Raw genomic sequence first — 13,512 nt, 5'->3', positions numbered from 1 at the left:
TTAAAGAATTCGGTTATTTTTGAGGCGAAACCGATCGCCAAATGACAACACCTAACTCAACCTCCCGCATTCAGCGGACCATTGCACTCATTGCTGTCACCACACTATTCTTCATGTGGGGCTTTATCACCAGCATGAACGATATCCTGATCCCTGAGTTTAAGGGTGATTTTAACCTGACTTACTTTCAGTCCTTCCTTGTTCAGACTGCTTTTTTCGGGGCCTATTTTGTGGGCTCTGTGATTTACTTTCTGATTTCGATAAGGACGGGTGATCCCATTGCTAGAATCGGTTACAAGAACGGCATGCTGACTGGGCTGTTGATTTCTGGAGCAGGTTGCTTTTTGTTTATCCCAGCAGCGGCTAACTCGAGCTATGAACTCTTTCTAGGTGCGCTTTTCGTCCTTGGGCTGGGGCTGACACTTCTTCAAATCTGCTGCAATCCATACGTGTCCATTTTAGGTCCTGAAGAGTCGGCAGCGAGCAGGCTGAACACGGCACAGGCGTTCAACTCACTGGGAACCACCCTGGCTCCGTTGATTGGCGGTTATTTCATTTTCCAATATTTTTTCGACAGCACTCAATCGGCTGGTGCTTCGGTGAAAATACCCTACATCGTACTTGGTGGTGTTTTCGTACTCATGGCCATAATTCTTTGGTTCATTACACTTCCAAAGATGAGCGAAGAAGATTCAATTCCTTCATCACTCGGGGCCTTTAAGTTTCGCCACCTGAGACTGGGCATGCTCGCAATATTCGTTTATGTAGGTGCTGAAGTGGCCATCGGCAGCTCGCTCATAAGCTACTACGATGAACTTCTGGGGATTCCCGAGAAAATCGGTACTCGCTATCTGGCTTTTTATTGGGGAGGTGCAATGATTGGGCGATTTGCGGGAGCAATTTTTCTAAGCAGATTGTCACTGGTCAAAAAACTGGGCGCTGTGTTGGCTGCCGGGTTTGGGGCAACCTATCTGGTTTTCGAAGTAAGTGGATTGGCGTTCGAGCAGATTTTCTATTTCGTGATTTTCTTGCTACTGAACTTTGGAGCATTTTTTCTAGGAAAGTTTAAAGCCGATAAAACACTTTCGATCTTTTCTGTGATTTCCGCAGCCTTGCTGCTGGTCGCTCTTGTTACAGAAAGTTATTGGGCATTGTGGGCAGTTACAGCAATCGGTTTGTTCAATTCTATCATGTGGTCAAATATTTTCACTTTAGCAATTCGCGGATTGGGAAAATACACAGCCCAGGGCTCCTCGCTGCTGGTGATGATGGTCGTTGGCGGAGCCATAATCCCTATGATTCAGGGAGGGCTTGCCGATCACTTCGGACTTCAGCAATCATTCGGACTCTTAATTTTGCTGTACATTTATTTATTCTATTACGGTTGGCGCGGTAGTAAAATTACCGATCTGTCGAAGTCCAGGAAACATAAATCAAGCATCGATGAAGTTTAGATCATTTTGTGCCCTTTTAGCAGTCATTCTTCTGGCATCGTGCTCCAATCGTACCAGTACATCGGTCAGCACTGGTGGTGATTTCGAGAAACTGAAGCAGTGGATGACAGGATCTTTTGCGAGCTCGGAACAACACGAGCAAGACGAATCATTTTTTGACATCACGCTTCACATGTATCCGATTTGGCCGAGGTTTAGCAACGACAGCATTTTTTATCTCTACGTGGAGCAGGCCGTGACTTTTAAGCAAGATGAGCCTTACAGACAACGCGTTTACAAGGTCTTCAAAACAGATGAAAACCAATTTAAAAGCGAGATTTTCCTCATACCCAACAATGAAAATTACATTGGAGCTTTTAGAAGTTCGGATCCTCTGGAGGGATTAAAGCCCCAAGAACTCGAAAAAAAGGATGGCTGTGCCGTTTTACTGAGTTTTTCCGATAAAGCTTTTCGTGGGTCCACTGACGAAAAAAGCTGCCCGAGTGAGCTGCAAGGTGCTTCTTACGCAACTTCTGAAGTTGTGATTAAGAAAAATGAAATCTATTCCTGGGATCGTGGTTTTGATTCTGATGGAAGCCAGGTGTGGGGAGCCGAGAAAGGCGGATACGTTTTTAAAAGGATTAAGAACTAGCGCACTTTTACTTTAAACATTTCCTTTCCCTCGAGCTTGCCAACCAGCTCGTCACCGATGCTTACCGGGCCTACGCCTTTGGGAGTCCCAGTGAAAATCAGGTCGCCAATTTTTAGCGTCATAAACTGGCTGACATAGCTGATGATTTCATCGATGCCGAAGATCATATGCTTAGACTGGCCGTCTTGCACCAGCTCATCGTTTTTGGTGAGCGAAAATTTTATGTTTTCGAAATCATCAAACTCCGAAAGTGGAATAAACTTTTTGCTGACCACAGCCGAACCGTCAAAAGCCTTTGCCTTCTCCCAGGGAAGTCCTTTTTCTTTGCATTTCTGCTGCACATCACGCGCTGTGAAGTCGATTCCGAGACCGATCTCGTTGTAGTAGCGATGTGCAAATTTTTTGTCGATGTTTTTCCCCAGTCGGTTGATTTTCACAATCAATTCCACTTCGTAGTGTACATCTTCTGAGAAGTGCGGGATGTAAAAAGCGTTTTTATTGGGCAAAATCGAAGAGTCTGGTTTGAGGAAATAAACCGGTTCCGAAGGAAGCTCGTTGCCCAACTCCTTGGCGTGTTCGCTGTAATTTCTGCCAATGCAAATGATCTTCATCTCAATTGAAACTTTTTGGATTACAAGGGTACGAATTCCACTACAACTTTTCTGTCTTGCGGATTGGTTGAGGTTGAGTTTTGGTCACCAAAGAAATTGACGATGAGCCTGGAGGAGTCGATTCCACTGGCTGCGATGTACTTTTTCACAGCTTTTGACCGTGCCTGCGACAGCTTGAGATTCGAAGAAACGTTGCCAGTTTTATCCGCATATCCCGTAATCACTAGTTTGAAGGTTGGGTTGTGTCCCAGCAACTCTACGATTTCATTGAGCTTGTACTGCGAGGCAATATCGAGGTTGGTACTCCCCATGCCGAAGTAAATATTGACAGCGTCAGGCAGATTGTAAGTAGCCACTTTTTTGATTTCATCTGCCGGAGGTTGTTCGTTGTTGAGAACTTTCACAACCAGGTTTCTCAATTCGTCAACTTGCTGTTGCAGGTCTGGCCTCGCAGCTGTTGGCTCGGGCTTTTCGAGTTCTTGTTGAAGCTTGAGTTGATCGATTTCCCTTTGCAATTGATCGAGTTGTTTTTCATTTTTTTCAAGCAGCCTAAACACGCGCTCGGCAAAGTCTTCATCAGCAGGTTGATCTCCAGAATCCGGCTCACTTCCGGGCAGTGTCCACTCGTCTTCCGCGGCCAGCAGCGTTACAGTAGCATCGCTAAACTCCATTTCCAATGGTGTGAGCGGATCGTTTTTTCGAAAGCTGTCGATCTCAGCAATGAGCTCTTCCTGATCTACCGGCTCGGATTTTGACCCCGACAAAACCATCAACTGCTCGTTCTGCAGGTTGCCAACTTCTTTGTTTACTAGCCTTTTAAGCGAGTTTATCTCCTCATTAAAAAACTGACTCGATTTGTAAGCCAGTTTTTTATCACTCAGGTTTTTATTGTAAAAGGCCGACTTCTCAAACTCTTTCCCATCGAGTGATTTCACCTTTTCTTCAACCTCTTTAGAGAAGCCTTCAAAACTGCCGTTGATTTTAAACTGGTAGTATTTTACAGCGTCAGCCACAATTTGATCCAGTTCTCGCAAAATCGTTTTTCTGTTTTTCCGTAGGACAATTTCGTCATCTTCGTAAGCCACACACTGATCGAGGTAAAAGTTGAGAGCGTCACCAATCAGTTTCTGAAGTCGGGCGCTTTGGTCCGTGTCGGCAGGCTGATAATAATTGATTACCAGAACGTGGCGAGTAGATTTCTCTAAAACAAAGTTTTCGGGATTACCCGGTCCGGTGCTGTCTGGGTATTGATTAATGATGGTAATATCCTGAGCTGTAGCTGTAGAGCAGAGGAGGAGCGAAATAAAAAATATGAGAGTTGCGCTGCGCATCGGTTCTCTCAAAGGTATTGAGAATAGGGCGCTTTGGAGGGTTGAAAGCCCTGATGAATTCAGCGATTTTTCAACAAGAAATTAAGAATCTGGGGAGAACTAAAAGGTCGTGAATTAAATTTATGTAGGAATCGACCGACAAAGGAATAGATTTTAGGATTACAACTTTTGCCAGTCAAATACTTTAATTCGTAACACTTATCACTTCCAGAAACTAATTTTTGAAAACGGCCTTAGAAGCAGTTCGAAGAGGACTCTTACTAATGGCCGTTCGTAGTTTTAAGCTGTCGGAAGACAGTGTAGAACTCGCAGCAATTTTGCTGAACTAGAATTCAACAACTGGCCTAACAATATTACGAGTGAAGCCACGCAGAGGTCGCATTTCCCCAATCACTGGAAATCGGCCTCTTCGGGTTTTTAGTGGTTTGAGTTTTCTTCTTCCTCTTCGCTCTCGCTGTACTCTTCATTTTTGCTTTGCGCATCAGATTGCGAGTTGCTCTCATTTTCAAAACTATCATGAGCAGACATAGTTGAGGCTGCTTCATTCATTGCCGCATTCATGTTTTCTGCTGTTTCCAAAACATCGTTGAGCGGCTTCATTCCTTTTTCCTCCATCTTGTGACGAAGCTCCTCATCTTCGGTGTAAGCGAAAACTTCAACAATTTTGGTGTAAGTAATCGATGGAATCACGTAGCTGCTTACTGACCCCTTCATGGCTTCCTGAGTTTTGTCGTAGGCTTCTTTTACGTCATTGGCTGCGGTCAAAACGTACTGTGTGCTTTGCTTCTCCTTACCGCTCTCCTCATCGTAAATGATGAGAGCCACTTTCACCTTAAACCATTTTTCGGCTTCTTCATCCGGGATTATTTCCGAGAGGTTAGATTTGGTGATGTTGACCACCTGAAAATTGCCGCGAATCATTTCTGTCATGATGTCGATGATCCGCGTTTCGGCTTCTGTGAATGAGTAGGCATCGAGAAGGTAAGACTCCGTAGCCTTCACTTCTTTTCCGCTTTCATCGAGTTTTTGGTATCGGATTCGGCAGGTAAACCAATTTTTATTCGTCATCGCTTCTCGGAGTTTTTCTTTTTAAAAAGGAGCGCAAAGATAATTTTGCTTTTTGGAGAGCTAAATCTTTGAGGAGATTATTATGAACATTTTCTCCAATGAGAGGTGACCACTTGTGTTACTTTTGCCTAATGCAGCCGATGAAAAACTCTCCCGAGCAGCACCGCGAAATGGTGGAAACAGTGAACATGAAAATGCCTTTTGGAAAATTCAAAGGGCGCTGCCTGGTCGATTTACCCGAGCCTTATCTGGTTTGGTTTAAGCAGCAAGGGTTTCCGGCTGGCAAGCTGGGCAAACGCTTACAGCTCATGTACGAGATCAAGCTAAATGGTCTCGAGCACATTTTTAGAAAACTGAAAGAGTAATTTTCTGACTAGCGGTCGGTGTCTTTTTTCTTTCTGTCGAAGCTCTCGAAAATGGAAACGATGACCGATAAAACCAGACTGAAAAGAAGAGCCCACCAAAAATTTTCCACGTGAAAACCCGCTATCAGCGAATCTGTCAAAATGATAATGATGGCGTTGATCACTAGCAGAAACAGACCAAGTGTCAGCACCGTGATCGGAATGGTGAAAATAACCAGAATGGGTTTTACAATGGTGTTCAAAATGGATAAAACTACGGCTACTAAAATGGCATAGAGAAAATTATCAACCGTAACTCCGGGTAGTAAGAATGCGCTGAGGATGACAGCGATACTTACCATTAAAATTCGTCCGATAACTGTTATCATTGGTTTCCGATTTGTGTTTCAAAAAAATTACTGAGCACAACGTACACATTTTGTGCTTTCGGGCATGAGCATAATTCTCCCAAGGGGAATTTGTTCGCCACAGCCCGTGCAGGTGCCAAAGTGTGACTGGTCAATTTTTTCGAGCGACTGCTGCATTTTCCGAAGCTTCATTTCAGCTTGTCTCAGTGCAGCTTCGTTTACGCTTTTGTTATTAATTGCATCCATTCTACTCACGCGGCCAATTGCATTTTCGGGCGAAATTGGCTTAGTGAGTTCTTTGTACTCCTCTATCTTCTTTTGCATTTCGCCAATGCTTTTTTCAATGGCCTCAGCGATTTCTTTCTTTTCATCTTTACTCAGCATATGCAAAATTCTTTGTCCAAACGAAAATACCATTTCCACAAAACTTTTCAACGAAGCGCTTCGTTCGAACCATTTCTTTTGATTAATGGCTGCGGGCTGCGTACTTTTGCCTGAGTACTCAGTCTAAGAATCAAATAAATCACCAACTCATGAAGTTTTTCATCGACACAGCAAATCTCGACCAAATTAAAGAAGCCCAGGACATGGGGATTTTGGACGGTGTGACCACCAATCCATCGCTAATGGCAAAAGAGGGAATTACCGGCCAGGAGAACGTAATTAATCACTACAAAAAAATCTGCGAGATTGTAGACGGTGACGTGAGTGCCGAAGTGATCTCAACCGATTTTGAAGGGATAGTGCGAGAAGGCGAGGAGCTGGCAAAACTTCACGACAACATCGTGGTGAAAGTACCGATGATCAAAGAAGGTGTGAAAGCCTTGAAATACTTTTCAGACAAAGGGATCAAGACGAACTGCACATTGGTCTTTTCAGCAGGTCAGGCCCTGTTGGCTGCCAAAGCAGGTGCGACTTACGTTTCACCTTTTATGGGTCGACTCGATGACATTTCTACAAGTGGTGTGCAGCTCATTGGGCAGATTCGCCACATCTACGACAACTACGGTTTCCAGACTCAAATTTTGGCTGCCAGCGTTCGCCACACAATGCACGTAATCGAATGTGCTGAAATTGGTGCCGATGTGATGACCGGGCCTCTAAGCTCAATCACAGGACTACTCAACCACCCACTGACTGACATTGGACTCGAGAAGTTTTTGGCGGATCACAAAAAAGCCAGCGAGAAGGTAGCCGGCTAGTCAAATAAAGATTTTTCAACGAGAGGTAGCTTCTTTGAACTTTGGAGGCTACCTTTCGTTATCTTTTCTTCAATCAATCAACAACATCAAAAGCTGAAGTTATGCTACTCAACATCCACCCAGAGAATCCTGATGACCGCAGAATGCAGCAGGTAGTCGACTGCCTGAAAGATGGCGGATTGATTATTTATCCAACCGATACGGTTTATAGCATCGGTTGCGACATGGGAAATCAAAAAGCTTACGAGCGAGTAGCCCGACTGAAAGAGGTGAAACCAGAGAAAGCCAATTTCTCCATCATTTGCCACGACCTCAGCCAGCTTTCAAACTTTTGCAAGCCAGTAGAAAATCACATCTACAAGTTGATGAAACGCGCTTTGCCTGGGCCATACACGTTTTTGTTGAACGCCAACACCAACGTGCCTAAGATCTTCAAAGCGAAGAAGAAAACAATCGGGATTCGAATTCCCGACAACAACATCGCTCTGGAAATTGTGCGGAGGTTGGGCCATCCGATTATTGCTACTTCTGTGCATGATGACGATGAAGTTCTCGAGTACACAACCGATCCTGAGCTGATTCACGAGAAGTACCAGAACGATGTGGACATTGTGATCAACGGAGGATTTGGAAACAACGAAGCTTCGACCATTTTCGACTGCACTTCTGGTGAGCCTGTACTCGTGCGCGAAGGAATTGGGCCGGTAGACAGCGTGCTCTAAACTTTTGCAATCAACTTGAATACCTGTCCTAAAAACTGAGGCAGGTCTTCTGCCAGCAAGCTTTCCTGAGATTCTTTTTCCAACGCCAGGTCGGCAGCTTTACCGTGGACAAAAACACCAAATACAGCGGCCTCATCAGCAGGATAGCCCTGAGCCATGAGAGAAGCCGCTATTCCAGTGAGCGCATCGCCCATTCCGCCAGTGGCCATTCCCGGGTTTCCGGTGGAGTTGAAGAAGACTTTTCCATTTGGGAGCGCTATTCGGGTAAAAGCTCCTTTCAAAATGATCACCAACTTGAGCTCCTTCGCTTTTTCCTGCAGTGTCTTGAACCTGTCAAAACCGTTTTGATGTTCGCCAAACAAGCGGTCAAATTCTTTTGGGTGAGGAGTGAGAATTGAATTTTCCGGAAGCTTTCGAAGTAGCTCAGAATTTTCTGCCAGGAGGTTGAGCCCATCTGCGTCTACAACCAGCGGTACTCTGTTTTTTTCCAGGAATTCACCAAATGCCTTAGCCGTGTCCTGGTCAGTTCCGAGTCCCGGTCCTACAGCAATTACATCTGCGTCAATCTCGGTGTTGAAATCGACTATGTATTTGCCGCCAGAGGTGAGGCACATGGCAGACGGCACAGATTGTTGAAATGCCGTGTAGCCAATTTCGGGAATGAGAGCCGTGACCAACCCCACACCACTTCGCAATGCCGATCTTGCGGCAAGCGTAACAGCACCAATCTTTCCTTTGCTTCCCCCGCAGATTACCAGGTGACCAAAAGTTCCTTTGTGCGAAAAGTGACTCCGGTCGCGATGAACGGACTTGGCCCATTCGAGATCTGTAAACTCGAGGTTGGAGTCGAGGCTATCGTGAAATTTCCGGTCGAGACCGATGTCGCGAACGACCACGCGCCCAACTTTCTTCTCGTTTTCCCTAAAGAGAAAAGCGCGCTTTGGAACCTGAAAAGTGAGCGTAATATCCGCTTCCAAACAGCAGTCGTCTTGCTGTTCGAGAGGATCTGCAAAAAGCCCTGACGGTATGTCGATGGCGACTTTTTTGTGACCACTTTTGTTTAGTCTTTCTATAATCTCGGCACGCCAGCCTTCAACGGGCCTGTTGAGTCCCGAGCCAAAAATGCAATCGACAATGAAGCTTTTTTTCGGAAGGGTAAAGAGGTGATTTTCGGAGTTGAGGTAGTAAATCCGGCAGTCCGTTTCCTCGAGTCTGTCAAGGTTGGTTTTGAAATCGTCACTGCCTTTTTGAGCATCGCCAAGAATGTAGACTTCACAGTCATATTTTCTCAGGCTGAAATGTCGGGCCATGGCCAGACCATCGCCTCCGTTGTTGCCGGTTCCGCAAAAAAAGGAATACTGCTGCTCTCCAAATTCTTTCCAGAGCCATTCCACACAGCTCTCGGCAGCGCGCTCCATGAGGTGGATGGAAGGGATGGGTTCGTGTTCTATCGTGTGAGCATCGAGTTGGCCAATTTGCCCGGCAGTGAGAATTTTCATGTTGATTTCAGATTTTGTTTCTAAGACCGAAAATCCCTCACAGATCTTATTGCTTGTCGGGATCGGTCATTTGTTTCTTTTCAAGCATAGGAACAAATGAAAACGATCCGTGTTTTTTGCGCTTGTATTCATTTTCGTCTACCTTGATAATTTCCGTCATTTCCTGAACTCTTCCAGAGCCCAACGGGATCACCATTTTCCCACCAACTTTTAACTGCTCCAGTAGCTTTTCGGGGATGCGCGGGGCACCACAAGTCACCAGGATTTTGTCGTAAGGTCCAAACTGAGGCTTTCCCTTGTAGCCATCTCCGAAGAAAACTTTGGCAGTGTAGTTCAACCTGGCGAGCATTTTTTTCGCTTTGTCAAAGAGTACTTTTTGGCGTTCTATCGTGTAAACTTTAGCGCCAAGCTCGCAAAGCACGGCAGCCTGATAGCCAGAGCCAGTTCCGATTTCCAGTACTTTTTCTCTGGGAGAAATATCGAGAAGCTGAGTTTGAAAACCTACAGTGAAAGGTTGGCTGATGGTTTGCCCAGCGCCAATTTGAAATGGTTTGTCATCGTAGGCATATTCCAAAAAAGCGGAAGAGAGAAAGACATGGCGTGGCACATTCATCATTGCATCGAGCACCTTCTGATCGGTGATTCCTTTCTCCTTGATGTTATCCATCAGGCGCCTTCTCATTCCCTTGTGTCGATAATTGTCCTCAATCTTTTCTACCATAGCTCCATTCTTGAATTCCAAAGTTACGCATGTATTGAAAGCTACACTTTTGATGTTGATAATTTATATCAAATCTGCAATGTCCAAAACTTTTAACCTGTAGTTTTGGCCGGGATTAAAAGGAATAAAGCATGTTGAAAATTGGCGTTTTAGGTGCCGGACACCTCGGTAAAATTCATTTGAACTGCATTTTGCAGTTACCTGAAAAATACGAATTGATTGGTTTTTACGACCCAAGCAAAGAGGCAGCAGCGGCAGCAGCCGAGAAATTTAAACTGAAAGCTTTCGATTCTATTGACGATCTGATCGAAGCTGTGGATGTAGTAGACATTGTTACGCCCACTTTGTCGCACTACGATTGTGCAGCCAAAGCGCTTAAGAATTCTCGTCATGTTTTTATCGAAAAGCCGGTGACCAACACCATTGAAGAGGCAAGGGCATTGATCAACCTCGCTCAGGAGGCTGATGTGAAAATGCAGGTCGGTCACGTAGAGCGTTTCAATCCCGCGTTTCGTTCGGCCATCGAATATTTCGATCAGCCGCGATTCATTGAAACTCACCGACTGGCCCAGTTTAACCCTCGCGGTACTGATGTTTCGGTGATTTTAGATTTGATGATCCACGATTTGGATATCATATTGAGCGTTGTGAAAGCAGGTGTAAAACGAATTAGCGCGAGTGGAGTAGCGGTAGTTTCAGATACTCCCGACATCGCCAACGCCCGAATCGAATTTGACAATGGCTGCGTGGCAAACCTAACCGCCAGCAGAATCTCGTTGAAAAACATGCGCAAGTCGCGATTCTTCCAACGTGACGCTTACATCTCGGTAGATTTTCTCGAGAAGAAAACAGAGATCGTGAGAATGAAATCCGTAGATGGCGAAGCAGACCCTTTTGCCATGGTCATCGATTTGCCGGAAGGTAAAGGTCAAAAAGAAATAATTTTTGATCGCCCGGAAATTGCCGAAACCAATCCCATAAGGGATGAACTTGAAGCACTGGCAGATGCAATCAAAGACAATACGGAGCCAATAGTGACAGCGGAAGATGGCGCTAAAGCTCTGGATGTTGCTCACCAAATTTTACAGAAAATGAAGTTTGGAACTCCAACTATTGAAGAAAGTTAAAGGTCACTTTTGAACTCTCCGCGGAAATAATTTTCTGAATGCCTTCGTTAGGTTAGGGTTGTTGCCGTGAGGTGATACACCTTTAATTAAGACAGATAAGATCTAAATTTTTAATTTCGCCAGCCGATAATCAGGGGGAACTTTGGGGAAATGAATAGAAAACTATACACACTTTTAGCTGCTATTTTTTGTGGAACGTTGTTTTCCTGCGAAGTGATTAATCCCACCGAAGAGGAGCCAGCTTACATTCACATCGAAACTTTCGAGTTCGAAACTTCTGCAGGTGAAGGCTCCGACAGCCAAAACATCACCGAGCTATGGGTTTATGCTAATGGCAAAAATGTTGGCGTTTACGATCTTCCGGCAGACATTCCTATATTGGAACAAGGCGATACAGAAATCCAAATTGGAGCGGGAATTAAAAACAACGGTAGCTCTGAAACCCGGATTATTTATCCTTTTTACACGGTCCACGAAGAAATAGTGAACCTTCAACCGTTCGAAACCGACACGCTCATACCTCAGTTTTCTTACATCGAAGGATTGGATTTCTTCCATGAAGATTTTGAAGATCCGGGAATTAAGTTCGATCCTGATGAGTTTTCAGACACTTCTATGACTATCGTCAACGATGAAGAACTGGTCTTTGAAGGCAATGGCACGGGTAAAATCACCCTTACTGAGGACAAGCAATATTACTACGGAAAAACTGATGAAAACCTCGCCCTCCCGTTCAATCAGGTTGTTATGGCAGAGCTCAATTACCGATCGAACAACTCATTTGTAGTTGGTCTGATTGCCGAGGGTCCTGGCGGGATCGACAAGCAGTTTGCTCTACAGGTGAATCCCCGTGATGACGGACCTTCGGAATGGACAAAGCTCTACATTGACCTGGGATACGTTGTTACGCTTTATCCCAACGCGCAGAGTTTTGAGCTTTACATCGAATCCGGGCTGGATGGGGACAATGAAACAGGACAGGTTTATTTCGATAACATCAAGATCCTTCACAGATAACGCATGAATAAAAAGCTACAAGCATTAAAATATCTTATAGCTGACTTTTTCAGTGCCTCTGTTGCCTGGACAGTTTTGTATGTCTTTAGGAAAGTCTACCTGGAAACAAAAGTGCCCAGAACTCTCCAGGAAATTGAGCTCGATGAGAACTACTACTTCGGTCTGCTTTTTATCCCGATTTTTTGGATCGCGCTCTACGTACTGAGTGGCCAGTACAACAAAATCTACAGACGTTACCGAATTAAGGAGCTGGCGGATACTTTCCTGCAAAGCCTGATTGGAACGATCTGCATCTTCTTCGTGTTCATCCTGGATGACATGATCGACACCTATCAGGACTACTACCAGTCGCTATTGGTGCTCTTTGCAACTCATTTCGGACTGACCTTGCTTTTTCGACTGTGGCTCACAACGCGCACCGTGAAAAGAATTCATGCAGGCAAAATTGGGTTCAACACAATTATTGTCGGTGGTAACGAGCGTGCGTTCAATATGTTCGATGAAATTCGCGGAATGAAAAAATCACCTGGGTTTAAGTTTCTGGGTTTTGTGCGTGTGAATGGCCGAGACAATCTATTGGAAGAGCACATTCCATACCTCGGGCAGTTTGGTCAGTTGCCAGATCTAATCAGCAAGAAAAACGTAGAGGAGGTGATCATTGCCATTGAATCTTCTGACCACAAAGAAATTGGTAATATTTTGAACGAACTGGAAGGCACAGGAGTGAATGTCAAGATCATTCCAGACATGTACGATATACTTTCGGGCTCGGTAAAAATGAACAGCATTTTTGGTACTCCTCTGGTTCAGATTAACCGCGAAATCATGCCGGCCTGGCAATTTTCGATCAAGCGGATTATGGACATCTTCGTTTCGCTAGTGGCAATTCTGATTTTGTCACCTGTATTTTTGGCCATTGCTCTTGCGGTCAAGCTAAACTCCAGGGGACCTGTGTTTTTTGTGCAAGAGCGAATTGGAAAAAATGGAAAACCGTTCGATATCTATAAGTTTCGGACGATGGTGCAAAATGCCGAAGCCGATGGGCCGCAACTGGCTAGAGAAAACGACTGTAGAATTACTTCGGTAGGTAAGTTCTTGAGAAAAACCAGGCTTGACGAAATCCCTCAGTTTTTCAACGTGCTCAAAGGTGATATGTCGCTTGTGGGTCCGCGCCCGGAAAGGGAGTTTTTCATTCAAAAGATCATGGTGGAAGCTCCACACTATCGTCACTTGCAGAAGGTGCGACCGGGAATTACCAGCTGGGGTCAGGTGAAGTATGGCTATGCTGAAAACGTAGAACAGATGATTCATCGCCTGAAATACGATGTGCTTTACATTGAAAATATGAGTCTGGCAGTGGATCTAAAAATCCTGCTTTACACGATTCTCACTGTGGTAAAAGGAGACGGGAAGTAGT

General features: G+C 44.9%; 15 protein-coding genes. 8 read left to right on the top strand and 7 right to left on the bottom strand.

Annotated features, from left to right (window positions below; all coding sequences use genetic code 11):
* Window positions 1-41: 41 nt before the first annotated feature.
* Window positions 42-1,454, top strand: coding sequence for a sugar MFS transporter (locus ABHV44_RS04025; RefSeq protein ID WP_459073371.1), 1,413 nt, complete (start codon window positions 42-44; stop codon window positions 1,452-1,454).
* Window positions 1,444-2,085, top strand: a complete 642-nt coding sequence (locus ABHV44_RS04020) for a chromophore lyase CpcT/CpeT (RefSeq protein ID WP_459073370.1) — start codon at window positions 1,444-1,446, stop codon at window positions 2,083-2,085. Before ABHV44_RS04025 ends, ABHV44_RS04020 begins: the two co-directional genes overlap by 11 nt.
* Here the strand turns inward: ABHV44_RS04020 and ABHV44_RS04015 are convergent.
* From ABHV44_RS04015 to ABHV44_RS04005, 3 genes are all read right to left on the bottom strand, one after another.
* Window positions 2,082-2,696: a fumarylacetoacetate hydrolase family protein gene (locus tag ABHV44_RS04015; protein ID WP_459073369.1), complete on the bottom strand. Its 615-nt coding sequence runs from the start codon at window positions 2,694-2,696 to the stop codon at window positions 2,082-2,084. The two genes, ABHV44_RS04020 and ABHV44_RS04015, sit on opposite strands and share 4 nt — an antisense overlap.
* 20 nt (window positions 2,697-2,716) lie before the next feature.
* Window positions 2,717-4,027: an OmpA family protein gene (locus ABHV44_RS04010; protein ID WP_459073368.1), complete on the bottom strand. Its 1,311-nt coding sequence runs from the start codon at window positions 4,025-4,027 to the stop codon at window positions 2,717-2,719.
* Between the two features lie 417 nt (window positions 4,028-4,444).
* The gene (locus ABHV44_RS04005; RefSeq protein ID WP_459073367.1) at window positions 4,445-5,095 is read right to left on the bottom strand and encodes a DUF4494 domain-containing protein; all 651 of its coding nucleotides are present in this window, start codon (window positions 5,093-5,095) and stop codon (window positions 4,445-4,447) included.
* A gap of 140 nt (window positions 5,096-5,235) precedes the next feature.
* Here ABHV44_RS04005 and ABHV44_RS04000 point away from each other — a divergent pair, with 140 nt between their 5' ends.
* Entirely contained in the window at window positions 5,236-5,460 is a 225-nt protein-coding gene (locus tag ABHV44_RS04000) for a DUF3820 family protein (protein WP_459073366.1), read from the top strand.
* An 8-nt stretch (window positions 5,461-5,468) separates the two neighbouring features.
* Here the strand turns inward: ABHV44_RS04000 and ABHV44_RS03995 are convergent, their stop codons facing one another.
* Together ABHV44_RS03995 and ABHV44_RS03990 are read right to left on the bottom strand one after the other, a co-directional pair.
* Window positions 5,469-5,828 (bottom strand): phage holin family protein, encoded by a 360-nt coding sequence (locus ABHV44_RS03995; RefSeq protein WP_459073365.1) that lies wholly within the window; start codon window positions 5,826-5,828, stop codon window positions 5,469-5,471.
* A 27-nt stretch (window positions 5,829-5,855) separates the two neighbouring features.
* Window positions 5,856-6,191 carry a TraR/DksA family transcriptional regulator gene (locus tag ABHV44_RS03990; protein WP_459073364.1) on the bottom strand — a complete coding sequence of 112 codons (336 nt, stop codon included), beginning with the start codon at window positions 6,189-6,191 and terminating at the stop codon, window positions 5,856-5,858.
* A 149-nt stretch (window positions 6,192-6,340) separates the two neighbouring features.
* Here ABHV44_RS03990 and fsa point away from each other — a divergent pair, with 149 nt between their 5' ends.
* Window positions 6,341-7,009 (top strand): fructose-6-phosphate aldolase, encoded by a 669-nt coding sequence (gene fsa, locus ABHV44_RS03985; protein ID WP_459073363.1) that lies wholly within the window; start codon window positions 6,341-6,343, stop codon window positions 7,007-7,009.
* Window positions 7,010-7,110: 101 nt separating this feature from the next.
* Window positions 7,111-7,731 carry an L-threonylcarbamoyladenylate synthase gene (locus tag ABHV44_RS03980; protein ID WP_459073362.1) on the top strand — a complete coding sequence of 207 codons (621 nt, stop codon included), beginning with the start codon at window positions 7,111-7,113 and terminating at the stop codon, window positions 7,729-7,731.
* Here the strand turns inward: ABHV44_RS03980 and ABHV44_RS03975 are convergent.
* Entirely contained in the window at window positions 7,728-9,230 is a 1,503-nt protein-coding gene (locus ABHV44_RS03975) for an NAD(P)H-hydrate dehydratase (protein ID WP_459073361.1), read from the bottom strand. The genes ABHV44_RS03980 and ABHV44_RS03975 overlap by 4 nt on opposite strands.
* A 46-nt stretch (window positions 9,231-9,276) precedes the next feature.
* Entirely contained in the window at window positions 9,277-9,939 is a 663-nt protein-coding gene (locus ABHV44_RS03970; protein WP_459073576.1) for a protein-L-isoaspartate(D-aspartate) O-methyltransferase, read from the bottom strand.
* Between the two features lie 143 nt (window positions 9,940-10,082).
* Between ABHV44_RS03970 and ABHV44_RS03965 the strand changes: the two genes are divergently transcribed.
* From ABHV44_RS03965 to ABHV44_RS03955, 3 genes are all read left to right on the top strand, one after another.
* Complete coding sequence (locus ABHV44_RS03965) at window positions 10,083-11,078, top strand: Gfo/Idh/MocA family protein (RefSeq protein ID WP_459073360.1); 996 nt, start codon at window positions 10,083-10,085, stop codon at window positions 11,076-11,078.
* Window positions 11,079-11,228: 150 nt separating this feature from the next.
* Window positions 11,229-12,095, top strand: coding sequence for a hypothetical protein (locus ABHV44_RS03960; RefSeq protein WP_459073359.1), 867 nt, complete (start codon window positions 11,229-11,231; stop codon window positions 12,093-12,095).
* Window positions 12,096-12,098: 3 nt separating this feature from the next.
* Entirely contained in the window at window positions 12,099-13,511 is a 1,413-nt protein-coding gene (locus ABHV44_RS03955) for a sugar transferase (RefSeq protein WP_459073358.1), read from the top strand.
* Window position 13,512: the final 1 nt, after the last annotated feature.

The organism is Halocola ammonii (genome assembly GCF_049334165.1).
Taxonomy (GTDB): domain Bacteria; phylum Bacteroidota; class Bacteroidia; order Flavobacteriales_D; family Sanyastnellaceae; genus JBEGHD01.
Note: the sequence above shows the minus strand (reverse complement) of the source record. Positions and strands in the feature narration are given on the sequence as shown.

Coding starts and splice junctions, on each gene's coding strand:
- ABHV44_RS04005 (WP_459073367.1), bottom strand. CDS start 5,095: ATGACGAATAAAAATTGGTTTACCTGCCGAATCCGATACCAAAAACTC.
- ABHV44_RS04000 (WP_459073366.1), top strand. CDS start 5,236: ATGAAAAACTCTCCCGAGCAGCACCGCGAAATGGTGGAAACAGTGAAC.
- ABHV44_RS03955 (WP_459073358.1), top strand. CDS start 12,099: ATGAATAAAAAGCTACAAGCATTAAAATATCTTATAGCTGACTTTTTC.
- fsa (WP_459073363.1), top strand. CDS start 6,341: ATGAAGTTTTTCATCGACACAGCAAATCTCGACCAAATTAAAGAAGCC.
- ABHV44_RS04010 (WP_459073368.1), bottom strand. CDS start 4,027: ATGCGCAGCGCAACTCTCATATTTTTTATTTCGCTCCTCCTCTGCTCT.
- ABHV44_RS04025 (WP_459073371.1), top strand. CDS start 42: ATGACAACACCTAACTCAACCTCCCGCATTCAGCGGACCATTGCACTC.
- ABHV44_RS03980 (WP_459073362.1), top strand. CDS start 7,111: ATGCTACTCAACATCCACCCAGAGAATCCTGATGACCGCAGAATGCAG.
- ABHV44_RS03990 (WP_459073364.1), bottom strand. CDS start 6,191: ATGCTGAGTAAAGATGAAAAGAAAGAAATCGCTGAGGCCATTGAAAAA.
- ABHV44_RS03960 (WP_459073359.1), top strand. CDS start 11,229: ATGAATAGAAAACTATACACACTTTTAGCTGCTATTTTTTGTGGAACG.
- ABHV44_RS03965 (WP_459073360.1), top strand. CDS start 10,083: ATGTTGAAAATTGGCGTTTTAGGTGCCGGACACCTCGGTAAAATTCAT.
- ABHV44_RS03975 (WP_459073361.1), bottom strand. CDS start 9,230: ATGAAAATTCTCACTGCCGGGCAAATTGGCCAACTCGATGCTCACACG.
- ABHV44_RS04020 (WP_459073370.1), top strand. CDS start 1,444: ATGAAGTTTAGATCATTTTGTGCCCTTTTAGCAGTCATTCTTCTGGCA.
- ABHV44_RS03995 (WP_459073365.1), bottom strand. CDS start 5,828: ATGATAACAGTTATCGGACGAATTTTAATGGTAAGTATCGCTGTCATC.
- ABHV44_RS04015 (WP_459073369.1), bottom strand. CDS start 2,696: ATGAAGATCATTTGCATTGGCAGAAATTACAGCGAACACGCCAAGGAG.